This is a genomic window from Vibrio sp. 378 (assembly GCF_033339435.1).
The window spans coordinates 13,622-37,528 of the sequence record NZ_JAWOUO010000003.1 but is presented as its reverse complement, the minus strand read 5'-3'; the positions used below and the strand labels follow the sequence as shown (position 1 = coordinate 37,528).

General features: G+C 41.2%; 31 protein-coding genes and 1 pseudogene. 31 read left to right on the top strand and 1 reads right to left on the bottom strand.

Going from position 1 to position 23,907, the window contains the following annotated elements; all coding sequences use genetic code 11:
• Positions 1 to 36 precede the first annotated feature (36 nt).
• The 7 genes from R7Q48_RS06705 to R7Q48_RS06675 all read left to right on the top strand — a co-directional run bounded on the left by R7Q48_RS06705 (position 37) and on the right by R7Q48_RS06675 (position 6,234).
• The gene (locus R7Q48_RS06705) at positions 37 to 222 is read left to right on the top strand and encodes a hypothetical protein (protein ID WP_005376906.1); all 186 of its coding nucleotides are present in this window, start codon (positions 37 to 39) and stop codon (positions 220 to 222) included.
• 256 nt (positions 223 to 478) lie between these two features.
• Positions 479 to 1,855, top strand: a complete 1,377-nt coding sequence (locus R7Q48_RS06700) for a YcjX family protein (RefSeq protein WP_167415308.1) — start codon at positions 479 to 481, stop codon at positions 1,853 to 1,855.
• Positions 1,852 to 2,892: a YcjF family protein gene (locus tag R7Q48_RS06695; protein WP_005388274.1), complete on the top strand. Its 1,041-nt coding sequence runs from the start codon at positions 1,852 to 1,854 to the stop codon at positions 2,890 to 2,892. Before R7Q48_RS06700 ends, R7Q48_RS06695 begins: the two co-directional genes overlap by 4 nt.
• 100 nt (positions 2,893 to 2,992) lie before the next feature.
• Positions 2,993 to 4,537: a transcriptional regulator TyrR gene (gene tyrR, locus R7Q48_RS06690; protein WP_005388272.1), complete on the top strand. Its 1,545-nt coding sequence runs from the start codon at positions 2,993 to 2,995 to the stop codon at positions 4,535 to 4,537.
• A 36-nt stretch (positions 4,538 to 4,573) separates the two neighbouring features.
• Positions 4,574 to 5,158 (top strand): ribosomal protein S5-alanine N-acetyltransferase, encoded by a 585-nt coding sequence (gene rimJ / locus R7Q48_RS06685; protein ID WP_005388271.1) that lies wholly within the window; start codon positions 4,574 to 4,576, stop codon positions 5,156 to 5,158.
• Between the two features lies 1 nt (position 5,159).
• Entirely contained in the window at positions 5,160 to 5,747 is a 588-nt protein-coding gene (locus R7Q48_RS06680) for an HD domain-containing protein (protein ID WP_256902904.1), read from the top strand.
• Between the two features lie 13 nt (positions 5,748 to 5,760).
• A complete protein-coding gene (locus R7Q48_RS06675) occupies positions 5,761 to 6,234 on the top strand; it encodes a DUF2947 domain-containing protein (RefSeq protein WP_256902903.1) in 474 nt (157 codons plus the stop codon).
• A gap of 43 nt (positions 6,235 to 6,277) precedes the next feature.
• Here the strand turns inward: R7Q48_RS06675 and R7Q48_RS06670 are convergent, their stop codons facing one another.
• Positions 6,278 to 7,240, bottom strand: coding sequence for an integron integrase (locus tag R7Q48_RS06670; RefSeq protein ID WP_017636093.1), 963 nt, complete (start codon positions 7,238 to 7,240; stop codon positions 6,278 to 6,280).
• Between the two features lie 232 nt (positions 7,241 to 7,472).
• On the opposite strand from R7Q48_RS06670, the gene R7Q48_RS06665 reads away from it, so the two are divergent.
• The 24 genes and pseudogenes from R7Q48_RS06665 to R7Q48_RS06545 all read left to right on the top strand — a co-directional run bounded on the left by R7Q48_RS06665 (position 7,473) and on the right by R7Q48_RS06545 (position 23,887).
• Complete coding sequence (locus R7Q48_RS06665; RefSeq protein WP_256913775.1) at positions 7,473 to 7,952, top strand: hypothetical protein; 480 nt, start codon at positions 7,473 to 7,475, stop codon at positions 7,950 to 7,952.
• Positions 7,953 to 8,119: 167 nt separating this feature from the next.
• Entirely contained in the window at positions 8,120 to 8,482 is a 363-nt protein-coding gene (locus R7Q48_RS06660; RefSeq protein WP_005386966.1) for a VOC family protein, read from the top strand.
• A gap of 727 nt (positions 8,483 to 9,209) precedes the next feature.
• Positions 9,210 to 9,602: an SMI1/KNR4 family protein gene (locus R7Q48_RS06655; RefSeq protein ID WP_213867304.1), complete on the top strand. Its 393-nt coding sequence runs from the start codon at positions 9,210 to 9,212 to the stop codon at positions 9,600 to 9,602.
• Positions 9,603 to 9,736: 134 nt separating this feature from the next.
• A complete protein-coding gene (locus R7Q48_RS06650) occupies positions 9,737 to 10,096 on the top strand; it encodes a nuclear transport factor 2 family protein (RefSeq protein WP_318132214.1) in 360 nt (119 codons plus the stop codon).
• Positions 10,097 to 10,266: 170 nt separating this feature from the next.
• On the top strand, positions 10,267 to 10,731 hold the full coding sequence (locus R7Q48_RS06645) for a hypothetical protein (protein WP_318132213.1): 465 nt from the start codon (positions 10,267 to 10,269) through the stop codon (positions 10,729 to 10,731).
• Between the two features lie 133 nt (positions 10,732 to 10,864).
• The gene (locus R7Q48_RS06640; RefSeq protein WP_318132212.1) at positions 10,865 to 11,395 is read left to right on the top strand and encodes a hypothetical protein; all 531 of its coding nucleotides are present in this window, start codon (positions 10,865 to 10,867) and stop codon (positions 11,393 to 11,395) included.
• 361 nt (positions 11,396 to 11,756) lie between these two features.
• Positions 11,757 to 12,038 carry a type II toxin-antitoxin system Phd/YefM family antitoxin gene (locus R7Q48_RS06635; RefSeq protein ID WP_000086647.1) on the top strand — a complete coding sequence of 94 codons (282 nt, stop codon included), beginning with the start codon at positions 11,757 to 11,759 and terminating at the stop codon, positions 12,036 to 12,038.
• A complete protein-coding gene (locus tag R7Q48_RS06630; protein ID WP_005445239.1) occupies positions 12,035 to 12,322 on the top strand; it encodes a type II toxin-antitoxin system RelE/ParE family toxin in 288 nt (95 codons plus the stop codon). Before R7Q48_RS06635 ends, R7Q48_RS06630 begins: the two co-directional genes overlap by 4 nt.
• A 210-nt stretch (positions 12,323 to 12,532) precedes the next feature.
• The gene (locus tag R7Q48_RS06620) at positions 12,533 to 12,811 is read left to right on the top strand and encodes a hypothetical protein (RefSeq protein ID WP_020840791.1); all 279 of its coding nucleotides are present in this window, start codon (positions 12,533 to 12,535) and stop codon (positions 12,809 to 12,811) included.
• A gap of 156 nt (positions 12,812 to 12,967) precedes the next feature.
• The gene (locus R7Q48_RS06615; RefSeq protein WP_005386960.1) at positions 12,968 to 13,438 is read left to right on the top strand and encodes a GNAT family N-acetyltransferase; all 471 of its coding nucleotides are present in this window, start codon (positions 12,968 to 12,970) and stop codon (positions 13,436 to 13,438) included.
• A gap of 171 nt (positions 13,439 to 13,609) precedes the next feature.
• Complete coding sequence (locus R7Q48_RS06610) at positions 13,610 to 14,017, top strand: OsmC family protein (RefSeq protein ID WP_256903455.1); 408 nt, start codon at positions 13,610 to 13,612, stop codon at positions 14,015 to 14,017.
• Between the two features lie 139 nt (positions 14,018 to 14,156).
• Positions 14,157 to 14,498 (top strand): SH3 domain-containing protein, encoded by a 342-nt coding sequence (locus R7Q48_RS06605; RefSeq protein WP_256903456.1) that lies wholly within the window; start codon positions 14,157 to 14,159, stop codon positions 14,496 to 14,498.
• A 143-nt stretch (positions 14,499 to 14,641) separates the two neighbouring features.
• Positions 14,642 to 15,154, top strand: coding sequence for a hypothetical protein (locus R7Q48_RS06600; protein ID WP_042779888.1), 513 nt, complete (start codon positions 14,642 to 14,644; stop codon positions 15,152 to 15,154).
• Between the two features lie 353 nt (positions 15,155 to 15,507).
• A complete protein-coding gene (locus R7Q48_RS06595) occupies positions 15,508 to 15,780 on the top strand; it encodes a hypothetical protein (protein ID WP_170890324.1) in 273 nt (90 codons plus the stop codon).
• 153 nt (positions 15,781 to 15,933) lie between these two features.
• Positions 15,934 to 16,275, top strand: a complete 342-nt coding sequence (locus tag R7Q48_RS06590; RefSeq protein WP_053807656.1) for a hypothetical protein — start codon at positions 15,934 to 15,936, stop codon at positions 16,273 to 16,275.
• A gap of 182 nt (positions 16,276 to 16,457) precedes the next feature.
• Positions 16,458 to 17,117: a lecithin retinol acyltransferase family protein gene (locus tag R7Q48_RS06585; protein WP_017633721.1), complete on the top strand. Its 660-nt coding sequence runs from the start codon at positions 16,458 to 16,460 to the stop codon at positions 17,115 to 17,117.
• 153 nt (positions 17,118 to 17,270) lie between these two features.
• Positions 17,271 to 17,798, top strand: a complete 528-nt coding sequence (locus R7Q48_RS06580) for a GNAT family N-acetyltransferase (RefSeq protein ID WP_318132211.1) — start codon at positions 17,271 to 17,273, stop codon at positions 17,796 to 17,798.
• 91 nt (positions 17,799 to 17,889) lie between these two features.
• Positions 17,890 to 18,228, top strand: a complete 339-nt coding sequence (locus R7Q48_RS06575; RefSeq protein WP_238844035.1) for a hypothetical protein — start codon at positions 17,890 to 17,892, stop codon at positions 18,226 to 18,228.
• A 173-nt stretch (positions 18,229 to 18,401) separates the two neighbouring features.
• Complete coding sequence (locus tag R7Q48_RS06570; RefSeq protein WP_256903441.1) at positions 18,402 to 19,352, top strand: hypothetical protein; 951 nt, start codon at positions 18,402 to 18,404, stop codon at positions 19,350 to 19,352.
• A gap of 695 nt (positions 19,353 to 20,047) precedes the next feature.
• Positions 20,048 to 20,524: a DUF2059 domain-containing protein gene (locus tag R7Q48_RS06565; RefSeq protein ID WP_054579701.1), complete on the top strand. Its 477-nt coding sequence runs from the start codon at positions 20,048 to 20,050 to the stop codon at positions 20,522 to 20,524.
• Between the two features lie 159 nt (positions 20,525 to 20,683).
• On the top strand, positions 20,684 to 21,442 hold the full coding sequence (locus R7Q48_RS06560) for a YiiX/YebB-like N1pC/P60 family cysteine hydrolase (protein ID WP_069498699.1): 759 nt from the start codon (positions 20,684 to 20,686) through the stop codon (positions 21,440 to 21,442).
• A gap of 152 nt (positions 21,443 to 21,594) precedes the next feature.
• Positions 21,595 to 21,900, top strand: coding sequence for a hypothetical protein (locus R7Q48_RS06555; protein ID WP_256903442.1), 306 nt, complete (start codon positions 21,595 to 21,597; stop codon positions 21,898 to 21,900).
• A 364-nt stretch (positions 21,901 to 22,264) separates the two neighbouring features.
• A complete protein-coding gene (locus R7Q48_RS06550) occupies positions 22,265 to 22,720 on the top strand; it encodes a hypothetical protein (protein ID WP_017448461.1) in 456 nt (151 codons plus the stop codon).
• A gap of 707 nt (positions 22,721 to 23,427) precedes the next feature.
• Positions 23,428 to 23,887 (top strand): annotated as a pseudogene (locus R7Q48_RS06545) (N-acetyltransferase family protein).
• Positions 23,888 to 23,907 lie beyond the last annotated feature (20 nt).

Genomic DNA, 23,907 nt, shown 5'->3' with positions numbered 1-23,907 from the left:
AATCAAACGTTATGCGAACAATAATTAGGAGACGGCATGCCTCGTTTTATTCAGATTCTACAAATTATTCTTGCTGTAGTGATAGGTGGCTTTGTTGGCTATGACTTGATTCTTCACGGTATCAGCATCTTTGATGAAAAGTACGTGACCATCACATGTGTGTTGTGGTTGATTTTGGAAATCGCTCTATTTGTTATCTATAAGTTAATCGAAGACGACTAGGCTTAAAGAAAGCGGGTTCCTGTTTAACATAGTAATCAGCGCATATAGAGTTACTAATGCTGTAGATTAAGTAAGCCTCTGAACCACTCAGGGGCTTTTCTTTTTTTAATACAGCATCAAGCCGGATGTTTTGTTCATCTTTTATTAAGGTATATAAAGTTAAACTCATAGAATTCGGGATAGAACAGTATTCATAGATCGAAATTCGAAGTCGCTGACAACGTTGTTTTAAAGTGGAGTAAGATAAAGAACCGTAATGAAGAGAATAAAGAAAGAAGTTAATGACTTTATCAACAGAGGTATGGACTCTAATGTTCGAATTGCTGTCACCGGACTTTCTCGTGCCGGTAAGACGGCATTCATCACGTCATTAGTGAATCAGCTTCTTCATACTGCAACCCATGACAATTTGCCTCTTTTGACTGCGGCTAGAGATAAGCGCCTTATTGGGGCGAAGCGTGAGCCTCAATCGAATATGATGGTGCCACGCTTTGCTTACGATGAGGCGATGAGCCAAATTCATGCCACTCCACCTCAGTGGCCAGTACCGACACGTGATGTGAGTGAGATTCGCTTAGCGCTCAAGTACAAACCAAATAAAACTACGAAAAAGCTGTTGAGTAAAACCGCAATTTTAAATGTTGATATTATCGACTATCCAGGAGAGTGGTTGCTCGACCTGCCTTTATTGGACATGGACTTTGCAACGTGGTCGCAAACTCAGTTTGATGCACTTAAAGGCCAGCGTGGCGATTTAGCCAAAGCTTGGCTTTCTGAACTGGAGAAAGTGGATCTCTGTACAGAAGTGAATGAGAAACTACTTGAGAAAGTTGCACACACATACACCGAGTACCTTCATTCTTGTAAAGACTCTGGCCTTCATTGGGTTCAGCCTGGCCGCTTTGTATTACCTGGTGAGCTTGCAGGCGCGCCGGTGCTACAGTTTTTTCCGTGTCGTGCTGATTCGGAAAGCAAAGCGCCCAAGGGCAGTAACTTAGCGATGCTAGAAGCCCGTTTTCAGGAATACCAACAGAAAGTAGTGAAAGCGTTTTATAAGCATCATTTTGCGACCTTCGATCGCCAGATTGTACTGGTGGATTGTTTGCAGCCTCTCAATGCTGGTGATGAAGCGTTTTACGACATGCGCCAAGCGCTAGAACAGATCATGCATAGCTTCCGTTATGGTCGTAGTAGCTTTTTGCGTCGTTTGTTCTCACCAAAAATCGACAAAGTGTTGTTTGCTGCTACAAAAGCGGATCATATCACGCCCGATCAGCACCCAAATTTGGTGTCTCTGCTCCAACAAATGGTGCATCCAGCGTGGCAAACGGCAGCCTACGAGAATATTGAGATGAGCTGCATGAGTATCGCTTCCATCCAAGCAACCACGACGGGGTTTATTTCCTCTGGAGATAAGACCATCCCGGCGTTACAAGGAACAACATTGGGTGGTGAGCCGATGACTATGTTTCCCGGAGAGGTGCCGAAAAAGCTACCAAATGCAGCGTATTGGCAAAACAACGGGTTTGATTTTACGTCGTTTCGTCCGATGCCCTCACCGAATGATGAGCCAATGAAGCACATACGCTTAGACAAAGCATTGGATTACCTGATTGGAGATAAATTGAAATGAGTGAGTTGAAGCAAAAACAAGTTTTCTCTGAAAAGGTAATGGAAAAAGAGCAGCAATCGAATCAACCGGAGTTGACGGCGCAGCAAACATTCGGCGAAAAAGAAACATTTGTACCTGTTGAAGTTAAAGAAGCGCACCAGGAGACCGAACAGGAATTGCAACTCGAGCATGTCATTCGTCCAAAATCGGGCAGAAAATGGCTCGCGACTGGCGCATTTGCAACTTTTGCTGGTCTGGTTGGCTGGCAAGCGGTGGACTCGGTTATAACCGCAATTCAGGCTTCTGATTGGCTAGCCTTAAGCTGGACGGGGTTTATTGCTGCGATCGCTTCGCTTGGTTTAGGAGCTATGGGTAAAGAGCTTTGGAAACTGCGAAAACTACGAAATCATTTTAGTGTTCAAGAAGAAGCAGAAGCACTTGTTAATAGTGAGAGCGTTGGGAAAGGGAAAGCCTTTTGCGAAACCGTAGCAGAACAAAGTGGTGTGATGGCAGAGAATCCGGGCTTTGATCGTTGGCAGAACAGTATTAACCCTGCTCATAGTGACGCTGAAATTCTTGATATGTATGACTCGATGGTGGTGAGCCAACAAGACAAGTTGGCAACGAAAATCGTATCACAGCACGCAACCGAGTGTGCGGCCCTAGTCGCCGTGAGTCCTCTGGCTGCCGCTGATATGTTGCTGGTGGCGTGGCGAAATTTCAAAATGATCGACAACCTCTCCAAGGTATATGGGGTAGAGCTAGGTTATGCCTCTCGCATCAAGTTACTAAGAGCGGTATTTGTCAATATGGCGGCGGCTGGTGCCAGTGAGCTCGCTATTGATGCCAGTATGGATTTGATGTCGATGGATCTTGCTGGCAAAGTTTCTGCTCGTGCAGGGCAGGGACTCGGTGTTGGTATTCTAACGGCACGTTTGGGCTTGAAAGCGATGACCTTATTGCGTCCACTACCCTGGTATCCTGACCGTCAGGTTAAGTTGGGCACCATACGCAAGGCAGTGGCGGCGAAAGTTGCATCAATTACGATGAAACCGTAACGAATATCAACTTTGATGGATAGGATTGCTTGACGCCATTCCAAGCATGATAGAAACTACTGTCAACTTTTCCTGACAGTTGTGAATTGGGATATTTTAAGTGCGTCTTGAAGTCTTATGTGAAGATCGACTCGGCTTGACCCGAGAACTGCTCGATATTTTAGCGTCTAAAAGCATCGACTTGCGTGGTATCGAAATCGATATTAGCGGTATTATCTATTTGAATTGCCCGGATATTGATTTTGATACGTTTAGTGAGCTGATGGCTGAAATCCGCCGTATTCCGGGGGTGAAAGACGTACGTAAAATCCAGTTTATGCCGATGGAGCGCCACAATACGGAGCTGCTCTCGTTAGTTGATAACTTGCCCGATCCGGTTTTTGCCATTGATCTTAAAGGTGCCGTAGACATGGCAAACATGTCTGCACTTTCATTGCTTGGCCTTCACAAGCAAGAAGTGATTGGTACTCAAATCGGTGCTTTGTTACCAAGTGTTCGTTTCTCTCGTTGGTCTGAAGGTGTTAATGGTCGAACGCGGGAAAACCTTGTGATTGATGGCTTGGACTATGTTCTAGAGTTGATGCCCGTTTATATCCGAGACGAAGCGCAAAACTCGACTCTAGCGAGTACTCTAATGACGATTCGCTCTAGTCAGCAAGTTGCCAGAATTGAAGAAGCACTACCGCTGCATAATCCTCTGGGTTTTGAGCACTTTGTTGGTATATCGAACCGTCATAAAGCACTAATGAACCAAGCTAAGAAGCTGTCTGTGCTTGACCAACCATTGTTGATTGAGGGCGAAACGGGGACCGGTAAAGAAATGCTTGCTAAAGCTTGCCACAGTCGTTCTAGCCGTGCGAGCAAGCCATTCCTAGTTTTGAGTTGTGCTTCGATGCCTGACGATGTAGCAGAAACCGAACTTTTTGGTCATGCGCCGGGTTCATTTAATCATGAACAAGGCCACAAAGGCATCTTTGAGCAAGCAAATGGCGGGACGGTATTTCTTGATGAAATCGGTGAAATGAGTTCGCACCTTCAAATCAAGCTGTTACGTTTTCTACAGGATGGTAATTTCCGTCGTGTCGGTGCAGAAGATGAGATGCATGTCGATGTTCGTATCATCGCTTCAACAAAACATAACCTTGCCGAGCTTTCTGAAGCAGGAATGTTCCGTGAAGATTTGTATTATCGTCTCAACGTACTTACGCTCAGCATTCCTCCGTTACGTAAGCGCTCAAACGACGTTGCACCATTGCTTGAGTTGTTTGTGGCGAAACATGCTCAACAGCTTGGGATTGATAAGCCAGAGTTTGATGATGGTCTAGTTGATGCCCTTGCAAATTATCAGTGGCCAGGAAACATGCGCCAGCTGGATAACATGGTTCTTCGAGCGCTCACGGAAATGGATGGTGGTATACTAAACGCGGATCACTTCAATTTACCTCAGCCTCAGTCAGTCGGCGCTGGTAGTACAACGCTTAACATCGACGGTTCATTGGATGAGATCATGCGTGATTATGAATCTCAAGTTCTGGAACGTTTGTATCAGTCATTCCCATCAAGCCGCAAGCTTGCTAAGCGCTTAAATGTATCGCATACCTCAATCGCTAATAAACTGCGTGATTACGGTATACGTAAGAATTAATCGAATTGAACGAAAAGACGGAATTAATCATTTGTAATGGAAGATAACAGCTCATCTATCGCCGTTCATAAGTTGGACGGTGACTTGCTTCTTCGTACCGCTGAAATCGGTGACGCAGATATGATTGCCGAATATTTTCAAGCGAACCGAGAATACCTGAAACCGTTTGAACCGAAACGTGAAGAGGCTTTTTTCTCAGTGAACGGTTGGTTGCAAAAGCTTATCAAGCTCAATGAGCTGCATCGAATGGGATTGGGGTATTATTGCCTTTTAGTCAGAGCCTCTTCGGGTGAAATGCTAGGTACGATATCCTTTAGTAGTTTGAGTCGTTTTCCTTTTTATTCTTGTAACGTCGGATATTCTCTCGCTGAAAAAGCGCAAGGGCATGGTTATATGCGTCGTGGATTAACCATGGCTTGCGACTACATGTTTAACGTTCAGAAACTGCATCGTATTCAAGCTGGCTACATGCCTCACAATAAACGCAGTGAATCTGTGCTAGAGCATGTAGGGTTCAACCGAGAAGGGTATGCAAAAGATTACCTTTTGATTAATGGTGAGTGGCAAGACCACGTTCTAACGTCGCTTATTAATCCGAATTGGCAGCCAGAAGGGCGATAGTATGGAACGATTGGAAAAGCAGTTAGCACTTGTAATCGAGCTCGATAAACTCAAAAGCATTTTGCGCCGAACTCGAGTTAAAAGTGCTGAAGGGCGCCTCGAAAATAGTGGTGAGCATAGTTGGCATGTCGCACTGATAGCAATATTGATGGAAGAGCATGCGAATGCACCTGTTGATATTTGCCGAGTGATGAAAATGTTATTGATACATGACGTAGTAGAGATCGACGCAGGCGATACCTTTGTTTATGATACCGCTGCGTCTCAAGAGCAAGCAGAAAAAGAAATTAGAGCCGCAGAGCGCTTGTTTGGTATGTTACCCAGCGATCAGGAGCAAGAGCTATTGGCGCTTTGGCATGAATTTGAAGCCGCGCAGACCGATGATGCTAAGTATGCAAAAGCACTCGATCGGTTAATTCCAATGCTCTTGAACTACCATAATAATGGTCAGAGTTGGAAGGAACATGGTGTCTCACGCGAACAAGCACTTACCATTAATAAACGAATTGAATTTGGCTCTGTTACCTTATGGGACAAAGCGAAAGAGTTGATTGAAGAAGCCACAGAGAAAGGTTGGCTGAAATCGTAATAAAGGAGACTGAATGTCTTATTTGCCTTTGGACGAATACCAAAGAAAATGGATTTTTACGCATCAGTCGATGCCTGTGCCAGAAGAAGATTTGGCTTTTATTAAGCCGATGAGCCAAGCCCGCTCAGCACAATTTTGGAAAGAAAATATCAGTGCTCAAAGCCCTGATATGGATAGACTTAGTTCCCAAGACTGGCCAATGAACGAGGCGAATTGGTCTGAAACTGTGGATTGGATGGCTGCGTGGGAGTCGGATGATCCTGACATGCCAGCGGAAGCTGAGGCACATATCGATTGGCAAGACGATGTAACCGTTTACTTTTGCTACGAGAAGTACAATGTCATCGAAACGAAATGGTCTATTTTTAAAAAGAACTGGAAGAACTTTCTCTTTTATGACGATGGTCCGATACTAATAGGACGTCGCCGTTCGCAAGCACTTTGGTTTGATTCAAAAGGCAATGTGAAACTCGGTGTTCGTCAATAAAGAGTTATAAAACAAAGCCACCTTTCGAGGTGGCTTTGTTTTTCTAAAGGCTGGATAATGGACTCAACACACCACCAGCCCCGCGCTCGATAACGTGAGTATAGATTTGCGTGGTTTTTACATCAGTATGCCCTAATTGTTCCTGAACAGTTCTAATGTCTGCGCCAGATTCCAATAAATGCGTGGCAAAACTGTGTCTTAGTGTGTGGCAAGTTACAGTTTTCTCAATGCTTGCGTCGCTTGCCGCGCGCTTTACCGCTCTTTGTATTGCGCTTTCATTGATATGATGCCTTCTGAGTTCACCAGTGTCTCGATCTGCGCTTAACTTTGTTGATGGAAACAAAAAGTGCCAGTTAAAATCTAGCTCCGCTTTTGGGTATTTACGTCGTAAACCTTCAGAGATATATACGCCCGCATAACCAGGCATGTGCCTATCTTTAAAGTAGTAGTTTCTTGCTAAATTAACTTGAGCTTTGAGTGGTTCATGTAGTTCTTTGGCTAATGTGACTGTACGATTTTTACCTCCTTTTCCTTGCCAAACGCGAACTGCACCATAATCATAATCGATGTCTTGAACTCTTAAGCGTAAACATTCCATAACTCGAAGCCCGGAGCCGTAAAGTAGCTGAATATGGAGCCTATACCTCGGGTCGATATGCTGAACGAATCTTCGGATCTCCTCCCTGGTTAACACAACGGGAAGTTTCTTTTCGGTCAAGGATTTCTGAAATCTCATATCAAGTGATAGTGGGGTTTTAAAATAATCACGATATAAAAATGATATTGAGTTCAGCGCCAAAGCTTGCGTTTTTACCGCAACTTTTTCTTCTACCGCTAAGTAACTCAGAAATTGAATGACATCATCTTCTGCTAGTGTTGATGGGTGGGCGAGCTGGTGAAAAGTGATAAAACGTTTTATCCAAAATAGATAACTTTCGATAGTTTTATTCGCATAATGACGAGTAAGCATGTGCTCTTTTACACTAAGTAAAAACTGACTTTTCATGATAAATTAACCTGTTTATTTATACAGCTCCGTTAATGTATCACCACTTTTGAAATTAGCGTGCTGTGCGCCGACTAATTGCGCGCGCTACCACACATATTCATACTGTTTTTCTATTTGTTTCATGCATATAAGTGCTACGATTGATAGCGCTTTTGATAAGAAAGAAGGCGGTAGCCTGCCATAAAAACGGCAAATCGCCGTATAGAAAGCGTTAGGTTTTCGGAGTCACATGAAGAAAATTCTGTTTATTTTGTGTACGTTGATGTTAGGAGTAGTAATGTCTGAGGGTTTGTTTTTAAGCTCATATAACGAAGTGTCCGAACGTTATGCAATTCTCGATGAGTTTGAAGAGTCTGGGGTGCTTTACCTAACTAAGCCTCAAACTCAAAAGCCAGAAAGAGATGCTGTGGCGTACATACAGTACGCACCTGTTTCCGAGGAATCTTGGAAGCAGAAAATGAGAGCAGGGGAACCGCCACAATTACACCAAGGGCTAGTTTCCAAAACAGCAATTATTGAGAAGACAGTAGAGCAAGATTTTAGCTTTCAATGGTCGGCTGATGGTAATTCAGTAGCCTTACTATATAGAAGCGTTCCCATAGCTTTCGTTACTAAAAGCGAAAAGTATGGTTTTAGCAAAGCGGTTGTATCAGATTCGCCAGTTGTTTCAGTCTGGAATTCAGAGAAGTTTAGTGAACTATTTGAGTAAAAACCTAACAAACTGTTTAAGAGTGATTCGCAACGCGTGGCATTTTTACTATGCGTTGCGTTTAGTGTTTAAGGTGCTCTGCGGTAGCTTCGGTATTGCGTTGCTCACACCTTAACAGGGCGTTATGTACTTTAAGGAAAATTGTAACCAACTCTAAAGGATTGAGAGTGATAGATCATTTTGAAATTAAGGTAGTTGCATTCGAAGAATGTCGTGTGTTTTACAAGAATGTGCTAGAGCCATTGGGTATTGAACTCAAGTGGTCAGATGAAAATGCTGCTGGCTTTGGGCTTTCGAGCGAGCCAAATGTAAGGTTTCTAATTGAAAAAGGCGTCAGTAATTCTAAGTGCCATATTGCTTTTTCTGCATCAAACAAATTACAAGTTTCTGCGTTTCATCAAGCGGGGTTATCTTTAGGTGGTAAATGCAACGGTAAGCCTGGTTTACGAAAACACTATGCTCCAAACTACTACGCTGCGTTTTTGATTGACCCTGAGGGCAACAATGTGGAGTCAGTAGTGTACCTTTAGCACGTACATAACAAATTGTTCAAGAGTGATTCGGCACGCGTGGCATTTTTACTATGCGTTGGTTTTAGTGGTTAAGGTGGTATGCGGAAGCTTCGGTATTGCGCGCCTCACACCTTAACAAGGCGTTAGCTTACAGTCTAAAAATTCAAACTCATATAGCTAATGTTAGGTAGGGCATATCGTCAAAATGAGCAATCTGATTGGCAAATATTTTGGTTGTATTAGCGGTAGTAAGTAACATTTTTTAGCGGTCATTATTACCGTGTGCGGTCGTAAGCTTACTTGGACTTGGACTTGGACTTGGACTTGGACTTGGTCTTGGACTTGGACTTGGTCTTGGTTTGTTGGTGGTAATTTCAGCTCCGCCTCTGTTTCATTCATGGCAAAGTTTTGCACTTGAAAGTAGCAAATCCAATGCGAACCTTGGTGGGTGAAGTTCCGTGAGTCTCCACGCTCGGTGGTTTTGACAAAGCTCAAGTTAATGCTAAGTTCATCGCCTGAAGTTCTCGGCTATGTTTATAATTTCGACTTCACGTTAAATGTCAAAATAAGTTGTTGTTTTAGTTTGTAATGCTCGGAAAGTAATAAGCTAACAAAGCGTTAAAGACGGATTCGCAACGCGTGGCATTTTTCGTTTGCTTTAGCTTTAGTGTGTACGGCACAATATTTTAGGTCGGTGGCCTGCGTTGCTCACCACTTAACGCGGCGTTATAGCTTTGGAGTAAAAATGGCATTCAACTTAACAGAAGAACAATTAGTTAATACTGAGGTGGAGCTTGGTGCAAGGCTCCCTCATGATTACCGTGAATCGATGAAGGCTAACAATGGTGGTGAGGCAACGACCGAAGAAGATTACTGGGAGCTTTACCCAATCAAGGACAACTCCGATCGAAAAAGGCTAGCTCGTACTTGTAACAACATTATTGCGGAAACCAAGGCGTGTTTTGGTTTTGGCAACTTTCCTCATCATGCATTGGCTATTGCTAGTAATGGTCTTGGTGATCAAATGGTTTTCTTAAAAGAGTCAGAACAGTTCATGCCCGAAGTTTATGTTTGGCTTCATGAAACCGGAGAGATTAAGTTGCTTGCAAGTTCATTTGCCAAGTTAGAAAAGCTATAACAAATTGTTCAAGAGTGATTCGGCACGCGTGGCATTTTTACCATGCGTTTGTTTTAGTGGTTAAGGTGGTATGCGGATGCTTAGGTATTGCGTGCCTCACACCTTAACAAGGCGTTAGGTGCTTGGAGGAAATAATGGATTCAAAGGAAGTCGTCCTAGCTTTTTGGGATGCGATGAAAACAAATGACTTTGCCAAAGCTAGCGAGTGGCTTAGTCCTGATTTCGAGGGTTTTTGGCCTCAATCAGGTGAACTTACAGTTGGCAGAGATAACTTCACAGCTATCAATTCCTATTATCCCGCTAATGGCGTTTGGGAGTTTGAAATTCATTCGGTAGTTTGTGACGGCGCAACGGTAGTAACTGATGTCTCAATTACAGATAGTGTACAAAAAGCACGGGCCGTTACTTTTCATACCGTTGAAAATGGCTTAATCATTAGGCAAAAAGAGTTCTGGCCTGACCCTATGAAAGCGCAAGAGTGGCGAGCAAAATGAGTAAAGGTCGTACAAGAATAAGCTACGCACCTAACAAAGCGTTTAAGAGGGATTCTCAACGTTTGGCATTTTGAGTTTGATTCAGTTTAAGTGATTACGGCACAATGATTTAGGTTGGGTGGTAGGCGTTGTTCACCCCTTAACGCGGCGTTAGTATTCAAGGAGTAATTATGAAATTGGGAGGCTGGCAAAGGCTTTGGTTAGTTGTAGTTATCACTTCAGGTTTCACTGCTTCCTATGTTGCCTTTGAGACTAGACCACAAATTTCTACGATTGAAAAAGAGTGGATCAGAAGTGCATCAGATGTGATAGCGGATAAAATATCAGACGAAGAGAGCCGAGAGGTTACTGGTTATTCAATTCAGGTGAATTTGTTTGAAAATAAAACTGATGCGGAAATTATTGCGTGGTTAAACAAAGTGGAGATTAATCCTTCATCACCTCAGCGTGTTTTCTCTAGCGCAGTTAAAGAAATAAACGAGAAGTTTCAACTTCAAGTAGATGAACTCCCGTATAGGCAAAAGGGCCACTTTACCACGATAGCAATGTGGTGGTTTGCAGTTTCAATACTTATTTACGTTCTAGGTTGGTCTATTGGTTGGATCATCCGTGGCTTTCGGTCAAAAGAACACTAACAAACTGTTCAAGAGGGATTCGCAACGCGTGGCATTTTCACTATGCGTTGGTATAAGTGATTAAGATGGTATGCAGCGGCTTTTGTATTGCGTTGCTCACCCCTTAACAGGGCGTTAGGTAAATAGAGGAAGTATGTTTGATAGCAAACATTTGGCTTGGCTTTCACTAGTTGTGTCGATAGTGGCACTTGGAGCGCCTATATATTTTCAGTATTTTTGGCATTCAGAGAAGCTAGTAATTCATATCTCAAGTTCTCAATACCGCCATAATAATTTGGAAACAACGTTAGTTATGTCCAATTTAGGTAATAGAGATGAAGTTCTGTATAAGGTGTCTAGTGCCTATTATGATGATGCTGGGTACTTAAAATTGGGGGCTTTCGAAAATGAAGAACCTTTCATTATAAAAAAAGGCGAAAGTATGTTCATTACGATAAAAGATCTGATTTCTGGCATCCTCCGTTCGAACCCACAACATGAAATCTATCTTTATTTAGAACTTATGTCTCAAGAGGGAAATACGTTGATTTCGTACGCTTGCATAGATAATGAAAATAATGAGATCAATTATTTGAATTTAAAGCTTGATTTGTATTCAAATAACAGTATTCCATCAAATCCATGTGATTTTGGACATGGGTCATTAATTTCTCATGAGAATTAGGAGTTAACGCTAATGCATAAATTCAGAGTTAAGTGTACTAGGTATGGAGCATCTCAAACGGAAGAGATCATTATAGAAGCCAAAGATGCTTATGATGCAGAGAACCGACTGACTAGAGATGGTTATAAAGTTATCTCAATCCGTAAGTTATAAAATTTACCTAACAAACAATTTAAGAGTGATTCCCCACGCTTGGCATTTTTGGTTTGGTTTTAGTTCAGTGTTTACAGCGTCAAAATTGAGTGTTGTGGTAGCGTGGCTCACACCTTAATTGGGCGTTATAACACAGAATCAACTTCTTGCTCAAAAGGATTAGTTGAACTATTATTTGTACGTTATTCTGTACTAATGGGAGTTCAATATGAGTCGTATTCATTTCGATCAAGATATTCAGCCTTTATCTGAGTTTCGTGCCGGTGTAGCTTCATACATCAAACAAATCAATGAGACTCGTCGTCCATTGGTTATTACGCAACGTGGCAAAGGTGTTGCTGTTGTTCTCGATGTTGCTGAGTATGAAGCAATGCAAGAGAAAATCGAATTACTGGAAGAAATGCGCACAGCAGAAGCTCAGTTAGCTTCTGGTCTCGGTGTTTCCAATGATGATGCGCGTGCTCAAGTACTTGGGCGCATTAAGAAATGAAAGTAGTCTGGTCTCCATTAGCACTTCAGAAACTGGGTGATGCAGCGGAGTTTATTTCTTTGGATAATCCACCTGCGGCAGAGAGGTGGGTAAACGAAGTGTTTGACAAAACTGAACTCCTTGGAAGTATGCCTGAAATGGGGCGGTTTGTTCCTGAAATGCCCCACACGAACTATCGCGAAATCATCTTTGGTCACTATCGTATTATCTACAGTTTAAGTCACGAAATCCGCGTACTAACAGTTCGTAATTGTCGTCAAATTTTATCGGAAGATGACGTGTAAAACTGTGTTATAACAAACTGTTTAAGAGTGATTCGCAACGCTTGGCATTTTTGCTATGCGTTGCGTTTAGTGTTTAAGGTGGCATGCGGAAGCATCAGTATTGCGTTGCTCACACCTTAACAGAGCGTTAGGCGACATGAGATAAGCGATAGAGTAGTGATAGTATCTTGGCGTGAATCTAGCTTCAGTTAATAGAAAAGGAGTGGATTAATGAATGGTAAAGCATTTGATAATTGGCAAAAATCTCGAAAGAAAGGATGTTTAAATTGGCTTTTCAGAACAACTTTCGTCACAGCCATTTTGTACATGATTTTTAATGTTATTTTCCTTTATCCATCTTCTGATGCGGCAAGCATTACGATTTTCTTATCGGATAATGCTCTTAATTACTCAATTTACACGATCGGGATGTTTTTCGCATTTTGGGCTATTTGGCTATACAACGAATCTTCGTATGAGAAAGAAGTTAAACGTAGAAATGTCGCCTAACAAACTGTTCAAGAGGGATTCGCAACGCGTGGCATTTTCACTATGCGTTGGTTTTTGTGTTTAAGGTGGTATGCTTCGGCATTGGTATTGCGTTGCTCACCCCTTAACAGGGCGTTATGTAGCCGCGAGAGGACGGTAAGTTAAAAGGATTTATATATGTTAAATATTCGGCAAGCTCGCATTGAAGATATCAGTGTTATCAAGAAACTACAGTTTCAGCTTAATGAGTATCATCAAGCAAATTTACCTGATGACTTTTTATCACCGGAAGAAATTGAACAAAAAATAGACCTACACAAGATAATCAAAAGTGAAAGCTCGATTTTTCTGGTAGCCGAAAGCAAAGGGCAGTTAGTAGGTTTTGTTTTTGGTGAGCTATGGGTTCGTAAGTCTTGGACGCTCAAACAGCGAAAAATCGCGAGCATTGAACAAATAGTAGTGGATTCATGCTTTAGAAGCCAAGGCGTTGGATTGGCGCTAATAGAGGCATTTGAGGAAAGGGCTATTTCTAACGGCGGAGAAGAGCTGTTTTTAGAAGTATATTCCTTCAATGAATCTGCTTTAGGTTTGTATCGCAAAGCTGGTATTGTCCCCAAAATCCTAATTGGGCAGAAAGCACTAAGCTGAAAGTCGGCTACATAACAAATTGTTCAAGAGTGATTCGGCACGCGTGGCATTTTTACTATGCGTTAGTTTTAGTGGTTAAGGTGCTATGCGGAGGCTTCGGTATTGCGTGCCTCACACCTTAACAAGGCGTTAAGTGCAATCAGAGAAAGTCACATCAAAAAGTAGGGAAGTATGAGCATTAATATAAAATGGGATGGTGATTGTCGTTTTAAAGTGTCAACCGAATGCGGCTTTACGTTTAATGTTGACGCTACAAGTGAGACTGCCCCTTGTCCAACGGAAGTTCTATTGTCGGCTTTAGGTTCATGTAGTGCTACGGATGTCGTCTTGTTACTACAAGATCAAGGTTTTGAAGTTAAAGGCCTAGAAAATAAGGTTAGTTTCGCCCTAACGGAATCAGAACCTCGTTTATATAAATCAGCAAACTTACACTTTATAGTAAATGGCGGTGGTTTTAAGGAGTCTGACATTTTGCGAGCAGCTCAAGAGGCGGTGGAAAAGCATTGTCATGTTTGTCTTATGTTGAGCCCTACGATCGATATCACTTGTTCTGCTGAAGTGGGTAAAAATTGCACTTAACAAAGCGTTTAAGAGGGATTCACAACGCTTGGCAGTTTTGGTTCAAAGTGTAGCTTTTGTGTTTATGGCAGAATGGTTTAAATTGGGTGGCATCGCGTTGTTCACCCCTTAACGCGGCGTTATGTACTTTGGAGAAAATATGGAAGTTGTTACTACTGAAAAACACGACTCAGAATATCCCAATCCGTTTTATTTGAAGCGAGGCGACAAAGTAGCTCTAGGTACAATTGACGATGAGTTTCCCAACTGGGTCTTTATAACCAGTGTCGAAGGGGATCGGGGTTGGGCTCCAGTTCAATATATCGAAAAGATTGAAGGAAGCTCTGAAGGTATCTTGCTTGAAGACTATGACAATGTTGAGCTTAATACTGTCATTGGCGAAAAACTGTCAGTGCTATTCGAATTCAATGAGTGGTATCGAGTTTCGAGGTCAACGGGTGAAGTCGGTTGGGTACCAGTGCGTTCGGTACAACGTACATAACAATAAATTTAAGAGTGATTCACAACGCTCGGCGCTTTCGCTTCAAGCCAGTTTAGTGTTTATGGCACAATGCTTTAGGTAAGGTGTTAGCGTTGTTCACACCTTAATTTGGCGTTATATGAAAAGATAGGTTTGGTGGCATTTTGGATTGGTTAGAATTAAAACCGTCAGAAATAATTGCGATTTGTGCTGTTATCGTATCAGTCATTTCACTCGTAGTAGCTAATAAAACACTTAAAGCTCAACGTACTCACAATAAATTGTCGTTGAGACCTATTGTGCATATTTCAAAGGGAGACTACGAAGACAAGATTTTCGTTAAAGTGAAAAATTATGGGCTAGGTCCATTAATAATAAAAAGCTGTGAAATCAATAAGTTTGGTCAACAATACGATACGTTAGTTGAGTCGTTAGGCGATAAAGCATCAGAAATTGTTTGGGACACGTTCGCTGCTAATATAGATGGTCGTGTATTGGCTCCTCAAAATGAGTTTATTTTAATTGAAGCAACATTTGAGGACGGTTTTGATGATCGAATCAAAAAGGAAATCAGAAGATCTCTTGCATCTACGACAATCACAGTACAGTACACTTGTGTTTATGGTGAGACTTATCCAGAAGAGCGGGAAAGACTATCTTGGTTTTCTAGGCACTAACTTCATATAACAAACTGTTTAAGAGTGATTCGCAACGCGTGGCATTTTCACTATGCGTTGATTTTAGTGTTTAAGGTAGTATGCGGCGGCTTTGGTATTGCGTTGCTCACACCTTAACAGGGCGTTAGGAGTCAGGAGGATATATCGAAACTTCAACTTATATTCCAGTCATTGCAACTTTTATTGCTTTACTAGCATTGGTCGTTTCAATTTTGCAATTAAGAGCAGGGAGAAAACACAATAGACTATCGGTAAGACCTTTCGTTATATCTCATATAGAAAGGGATGATAATACTATTCAAATTTACCTCCGTAACGACGGTTTAGGTCCTGCGTTAGTTAAGAGTTTCTATGTGAAATTAGGAAATGAAGAAATAGTGAATCCGAATAACGACCCTTACAAGAACTGGTTTTTGTTTGGAGGTAAGGAAATCATTAGATTTGAGTACGAATACTTTATACCAACGGTAAACTCGACCATAAGGGCTAATGACAAAGTACAACTACTTAAAGTTACTTTTGGAAAAGTGGAAGATGAGTTATTAGATTTAGTAGAAGAACAGTTTAGCTTCCGAATGACTTATACATCTATGTATGAAGATAAGTTATTCACTTGTGGTGCGTAAACTCCTAACAAAGCGTTTAAGACGGATTCCCAACGTTTGGCATTTTTGCTTTGCTTCGGTTTAAGTGTTTACGGCGCAATACTTTAAGTTTGGTGGTATGCGTTGCTCACCACTTAACGCGGCGTTAGCTTAAATCATTAAAAAGGATGTGTAATGAGAAATAGAAAATGGATATTTGCAGCTATTTTGCTCATTGGTGGACCTTCACTATTGCCATTTAGCTTGGAAGTGATATCCCTAATTGAGTTACTAGGCTTTTTGGGGTTATGGACAATTTATTCATCCTACGCTGAATACTTGGTGAATCATCCTAGATTCAAAAGAGGTCTGCGTTTAGCTACTAGTTGGGATTTTCAGCCGCAAATGCTGTTCTCTCCTAGTGAACTTAAGGCATGTCCCCAGTTAGTTTTTCATATGCTTCCAGTTCAGAGTGTAATGGTCTGGACTTTGAATATTCTGTTTTGGGGTGGTCTGGTTTGGTGCTACATAATTTAAGCTAACAAATTGTTCAAGAGGGATTCACAACGCGTGGCATTTTTACTATGCGTTGCTTTTAGTGATTAAGGTGGCATGCGGCGGCATCGGTATTGCGTTGCTCACCCCTTAACAAGGCGTTACATGCTTTTTAATATCTGAGCTAGCGTTTAAAGAGTGCTACAAAACTTAAGGATATAGTTATGAATGAAGGCGATCATTTAGTTTCACCCCGGTTGGGCTACACCCATCATGGCTTATATATCGGAGACGGTATGGTTATTCACTATTCGGGTTTTTCAGAGTTTTTGGATAAAGGTAGTATTGAAATCACGACGCTTAGCGAATTCTCACAAGGACATAATGTGAGTATTAAAACTCATTTGGTTCCAGTTTATACTGCAGAAGAAAGGGTTCAGAGAGCTTACGAAAAGCTCGGAGAAGATAGTTACAACTTAGTTTTTAATAATTGCGAGCATTTTGTTAACTGGTGTTTTAATGGTTTTAAATCTAGCTCGCAAGTAAATAATGTTGTTTCAGTAGCTGGGGCAGCAGGACATGAATACATGAAAAGAAAAGCTGTAGAAACTACAGCTTCAGTAGTGGCACAGCAAGCAACTAGAATGACCGCAACCAAGACAGCGGAGGTAGCTTTAACTTCTGCAGTTGCGAAGACAGCTGTGTCTACAACAGCAGGAACTGTAGCTGGTGTAACAGCCGCTAGTACAGTAGGAGGTTCAGCTGCCACTGGTGTTGTCGCCGCTGTTGCTACTGGGTCTCTTGCCTCAGCTGCTGCGCCTGTCGCTATTGCTGTTGGTGTTGGGTACGGCGTTAAGAAAGTGTTTGATTGGCTTTGGGATTAAATAGTGACAATCATGTAACAAACTGTTCAAGAGGGATTCGCAACGCGTGGCATTTTCACTATGCGTTGGTTTTAGTGTTTTAGGTGGTATGCGGCGGCTTCGGTATTGCGTTGCTCACCCCTTAACAGGGCGTTAGCATTCGCAGGAGGAGTAATGGAGTTAGTCAAAGCATCTACAGATGAGCATTGGAATATTGCCTCAAATTTCTTAGCTCAAACGGTAGAGCGTTGTAATGATAAAGGGCTACCCTTGTGGACTCACCAACAAGTGTCAGTGAAGGCATTAAAAAGCCACTATGCTATTGAAAACTTATACCTGTTGAAATCTGAGCAGCACACTATAGGGTGCGTGTTTATTAGCTTTGATTTCGACGATTTTTGGACAGACACAGATACAAAGGGAACGTTATTTTTCCACAAGTTTGCAATTGGCAATGCATTCAACTCTAAAGGTTTTGGCTTGCAAGCATTAACTGCAATACGTTTATTGGCTGAAGAGCGCGGATGTCTTTGGGTTCGTTGCGACTGTCATGGTGACAGAGAGCGCTTAAGAGCGTTTTATGAAAGTGGCGGGTTCGAGTTTGTAGACAGACAAGAAATGTTGGGTTTCGACGTTGCTCGATACCAAATGCTAACAAGGCGTTTAAGACAGATTCCCAACGCTTGGTGTTCTGCATCCTAGGTTGGGTTAAGTGTTTGCGGTGTAAAGGTATAGGTTAGGTGGCTGGCGTTGCTCACTACTTAACGCGGCGTTAGGCGACTAGGAGTTAATATTGGCTAAGGTAACTAGAATCCAAGCGGGACAATACTCGGTGGATGATGGGCGTTTTATTGTAAAACAAGGTTCAGGCTGGCGTGTACTTACTGCAAACGGTTCTCATGATTTTGGTCCTGTACCTACCCTCGCATCTGCGAAACAGTATGTTGAGTCGGGAACCACACCGTTGGGGCAGCACAATTTGTCCACGAAACATGGCAGAAGACAAAGTAAAAAAGAGTTCAATTCATATTTGGCGTCTGAAGCTAAAAATGGAAACCCGATGCCCGCAATTTTGTGGTTTATTGTTCTTTTCATAGTCTGCGGTGTTGCATTCGCTGTTCGAGGTCATTAGATAGCCAAAAGTCGTCGCCTAACAAATTGTTCAAGAGTGATTCGGCACGCGTGGCATTTTTACTATGCGTTAGGTTTAGTGGTTAAGGTGGTATGCGGAGGCTTCGGTATTGCGTGCCTCACACCTTAACAAGGCGTTATGTTTCCGAGCAAAAATAGGCATAGGTATACTCAATGAGTACAGTAAAAACAAGCCATAATCTCGTTGGCTTGATAGATGAATTTGACCTGTTAATTTCAAATCTTGAAGAATGGCTTAAAAAGGTTAGACCTAGAACAAATGTTTTGAATACTAGGTTTGGTCATCTCCGTCGTGATCTTGACAGTTTTTTTGAACTTGAACCTCTAGAGATGGCTAAGCTTTCTGAAATTATAATTAAGCTAAACCAGTTGAATGTGATCTTTGATAACGGTATTAAATTCAATGAAGAAGATATACTGAAACTTATTGAGGGGAAATACGATCTTGCCAACGATGACAAAGAAAAATACCATGATTTTGTCTTTGAATTTCTTATGGGTGTCAGGTTTGTTTTAGCTCTTCGTGAGAGTGGTAGAGTAAGCTTATCAGGTCAAGGTGATGTAACAATTGCCAATGAAATTGCCATTGAGTGTAAAAATATCCGCAGCGCAAAGAACTTAGTAAAAAATGTTGATAAGGCTAAAGACCAAATAGAGAAAAGAGTTACCAAAGAGGAAGCTAAGTTTGGTTTTATTGCTTTGGATATCTCAAATATTTTCCCAATGGAGAAAGCCCAGAACTTTGTTCAGGAAATGTTCGACACATTCGCTGAAAATCATGCAAAGTTGAAAACATTCCAGCGATTCGATCAAAGTGTAATAGACAGCGTTCTTGACGATAGAAATTTTCAAAATTTAATCCAAAGTTACATTATGCATGAAGCAGAAACATCACTCTATAGTGCTTTGCCTCTTCGTTATGCCATGGGGAATTCTGTTTTCGGTATTATGTTTCAAGTTAATAAGTGCTTTGTTATCACATATGAAGAGCAGTATGTGCCCATCCCAACTAGAGGTATGACTTACCTACTAAATCCAGCCCTTACTGATAAAAGCTACAAAAGAGTACAGGAGTTTATCCATGGGTTGGCAGTAGGGTTTTAGAAAAACATAACAAACTGTTTAAGAGTGATTCGCAACGCGTGGCATTTTTACTATGCGTTGGTTTTAGTGTTTAAGGTGGTATGCAGGAGCTTAGGTATTGCGTAGCTCACACCTTAACAGGGCGTTATGCGACTAGGAAGGCAAATTATCTCATGTCCCTTTCTCGCTCTCTTTGGCCATCCATTTCTCGGTGTCGGCAACTCAGCATTATCGGTTCGATTTCTTGAATCTCTCAGGCCGTAAAACATGCCAAGGTTCACAGGTTGCCTCATTGGTTTTCAGTGCTGGTTTGGTGGCGAGTTCCACTGGCTCCAAGTGTGGAAAGAGCAAGGCTATCGATGGTTAGTATTTGTTGAATGTTCGTCGCTGCGAAGTTAGGTGGTTTAAAAGCAACATTGTTGCTGAAAGGCCGCATTTCGTGGTTGTCGGGACTTTGGCTGTAACATAGTGACTCTGCTGTTTCTTGAATCACAAAAAGTGTTTGGTTTGTTTGTGGTTTTTCGTGCTTAAGGTAGTCTGCGTAGGGCCAAGTTGGCTTATGCGTGCAAATTCGCATAACAAGGCGTTTAAGGCAGATTCCCAACGCATGGCGCTTTGCATTCAAAGTTGGGTTAAGTGTTTATGGTGTAAAGGTTTAGGTTAGGTGGTTGGCGTTGCTCACTACTTAACGCGGCGTTAAGTGTAATGAGGGAGTTATGAAAAAAATCTTATTTCTATTATTGGTAATTTCAACATCTGTATTTGCGGAATCAAGCCCAAAAGAGCTGTCGTTGAGGCTGTACGATTTGATGGAAGTCGATGCATCGGTGAAGCAGATGTCTGATTCAATGCGAAATATGCTAGAGAAGCAGGTCGAAGCTAACAAGAACATCCCTGATAGCAAAAAAGATGATGCTCAAATAATATTTAATGACATCATTAATCTTCAAATGAGCATTTATTCTGACCCAAAAATTAAAGATCATATTGCTAGTGCTTATCAAGAAATGTATTCAGATGAAGAGCTAAAAGGGTTAGTAGAATTTTTTGAATCACCTGCTGGGCAAGCTTTTGCGACCAAAGGAAGCCAGATATCACATCATTTGCAAAGCTTTATCCTTTCTAAGTTACAAGAAATTCAGCCTAGCTTGAAAGCTAAGGAGCAAGAACTACATAAGTTACTTGCGGAGTGAAAATTACACTTAACAAAGCATTTAAGAGTGATTCGCAACGCTTGGCGGTTTCGCTTCGCTCAAGTATAGCCAAGCGTCGCTCACACCTTAATGCGGCGTTATATCTCCTAAAGTTAAATCCCTATGGTAATATTCCCTTTTTATCAAATCGAGAGAGAAATGACTAGAAAAAGCATTGAGGCTGGTGATGTTATTGTTACATCTGGAAATATCTTCCTTTGGGTTGCGACTGGCAGTAAGTGGTCACATGTGGCTATGGCTATTAACTCCCATGAAGTAATTGAAGCGATTCCCGAAGAAGGGGTAACAATAAGAACTATCAAGAATTGTGTATCAGGCTCTAAAGAAGCATACGTGTATCAAAGGCCACAGAGTCAGGAAAACTACGAAAAAAAATTACAGGAGTCTATAGGAGACTTCTTAGGTAAAAAGTATAACTATAGAAGGGCCTTGTATTCAGGTATTACAAACCCGATAAGGAATGTATCTATTTTCACTATACTTCTTTCTATGGTTGGCTACTACTTATCGAGTGTTTATCTTCCTGAGTTAACTTATGATGTGCCACTTTTAGGTTATTATCTTCTCACGGAAATATTTCTTACCATTATCATTTTGTCCGTTGTTGTAACTATCCCTATGGCATATCTTGCAGGCATGAGTCAATTTTTTTACAAAGTATCGACCAAGTTAGGATTGCCAAAATTACTAGTGAATAATATGACGGATCAATTTTGTTCTCAATTGGTCGAAGAACTAGATGATAAAATTGGAGGGGAGTTGTCGTTTAAAAAGAGGCGATTTTTCGAATCTAGACCTAAGGATATCGTGAAGATTTTAGATGCTTTAGGTTGGGAGAAGGTCAAAATTTATGACGTTAAACAGGATAATAAAAAATCGGTGTTAGTTCAGCGTTAGTAAATAAAGATATAACAAGTCAATCAACACGATTTATTACATTCGGCGTTTTGTAGGTTTGTCTTTGGTTTCGATGTTTAAGGAAGTAAAATTCAGCCAAGTCGTCGTAGTAATAAACGTGTTATTGCAGCGTTATATTTACAGGAGGTTCAGTGGCAATCACATATATGGAAATTCTTGATACGGCAGTCAAAATTGGGCTTGGTGCTTTAATTAGCGGAGTCACGACTTGGAAAATTACTCAGCTCCAACACAAGAACGACGATGAAAAGCAACGTAGAACCCGAAAATTAGAGAGTTTAGAGTCTGTAGCCGAACAGGTAGAGGTTTTCTCTCATCACTCAATGGTTTATTGGGCAAGAATTGTAGATTTTACTCGTAGAAAAAGTAGTGGCTCAAAACTTAGTGATGACTTTCTGAAAGAGTTAAATGAAGCTAGAGCGAACCTTTACAGCTGATACAAAAACCTCAATAGCGCTGAATCAAAATTGTTATTACTTGGCTTATCTGACAGTCAGCAATCATTGAGAGCTTTTGGTGAGGCTGTTTCTAGTTTCTACGCTGAAGTGTATATCGGTGAGCATGGAAAACCATTAGAAGAAGTAAAATTGTGGCGTGAGGATATCTTAGATAATCGTAGAATTTTCTTTGAGGATCTAAGTTCAGCTTACGAGAAATCGTAAATATAACAAACAATTTAAGAGTGATTCAGCACGCTTGGTATTTTTGGTTCGGGTCAAGTTTAGTGATTAAGGTGTTCAAATTGAGTGTCGTGGTAGCGTGCTTCACACCTTAATTGGGCGTTATGTTGAGAAGGGAGTTATGAAAACTTTATTGAAACAAAGTAAATTGGTCAGTTTTAAATTAATGTATAGCTTTGTCACTAGAGTATTAATTTGTGGCATGTTTGCTTACTACTTAGTCGAGATATCTAAGGCTCCATTTTTAACACAATTAGGATACATCGCATTTTTTTGTGCTGTATCTTTAGCGGCTGAGTATTTAACATCCAAACCGAAACAGTCGCTAGAAGTTGTGCTTGATGGTAATAGTTTATCTCTTTTAGGTACAAGTATAAATACTGCTGATATTAATGAAATTTTGTATGCGCAAACCAAAAGGTTTGAACATACGGTAAGGTTTCGTTTCAAAAATCAGACATATCAAGACTTTGAACTAGCTTCTCCTGACTTAATTGAAGATCTAAGATTTTACCATTTTCTAGTTGAAAACCAGTTGCCTGTGAAGATGCTAGATAGTCATGAACGCGTTGCTTAACATCTCAACATAACAAATTGTTCAAGAGTGATTCGGCACGCGTGGCATTTTTACTATGCGTTGGGGTTAGTGATTAAGGTGGTATGCGTAGGCTTCGACATTGCGTGCCTCACACCTTAACAAGGCGTTAGGATTTTCGAGGGAAACATGGAAAGAGATATCATACTATTTGTAGTTTCGTTAATTGTGAGTTTTATCCTTGGTTGGTATTTTTCGTCCAGGAAGAAGAAGTATTACGAGGTATTATCTGATCTCGAGAACGAGTTAAGTTACATCAAAAAAATTAAAGAAAGTCCGCTGGAACTAGTAAGGCATGCATTCTCAAAACTATTCCTAATTCTGTTTCTTATTTCGTTAGGGCTACTCATTCCATCAGCTTTTAAGTTCTTTTTGAATGACGGCTTAGAAAACCTAGTTGTATATGTACAGTTCATTGTATTCTTCTCAGCTACTGCTTTTTCGTTTTGGACATACAAGCTGTTTAGCAATGTAATTAACTACGAGGTAGCGGCAAGGAAGTTAGAACGTAAAATCGAGAAAATGAAGTCCAAAATAGAACAATCCTAACAAGCAATTTAAGAGGGATTCACAGCGCTTGGCACTTTTACTTCTACTTCAAATTTAGTGTTTACGGTGCAATGTGTTAGGTTGGGTGGTGGCGTTGTTCACCCCTTAATTGGGCGTTATGTGCTTTGGTGGAAATGAATATGGAAATCACAATCAGGCTTATCGAAACAGAAAGCATAGAGGACAAGGGTATATTCGAGACTTTGTTTAGAGAGTACTTATCTGGATTCTCAGTTGAGCTAGATCTCTCAGTAATTGCTCAGCTATTTGCGTTGCCTTATTTCCACGGATTTATCAGTTTTGTCGACAATAAGCCTGCCGGTTTTGCGGTTTGCTTTGAATCGTTCTCAACTTATCGTGTGCAAAGAGTGATGAATATCCATGATTTTATGGTGTCGGACAACTTTCGTGGTAAAGGTGTGGGGCAAAGCGCAACTGAATGGTATCGAACAGTATTGTCGTGATAATGATTACCTCAAAATCACACTAGAGGTCGGTGATGATAATGTTGCAGCTAAAAAGCTCTATAGCTCATTGGATTACGAAGATTACAGAGTAGTTTTGACAGGGCAGCAACATTGGCAAAAGTACCTCAATTAGCACGCACATAACAAACTGTT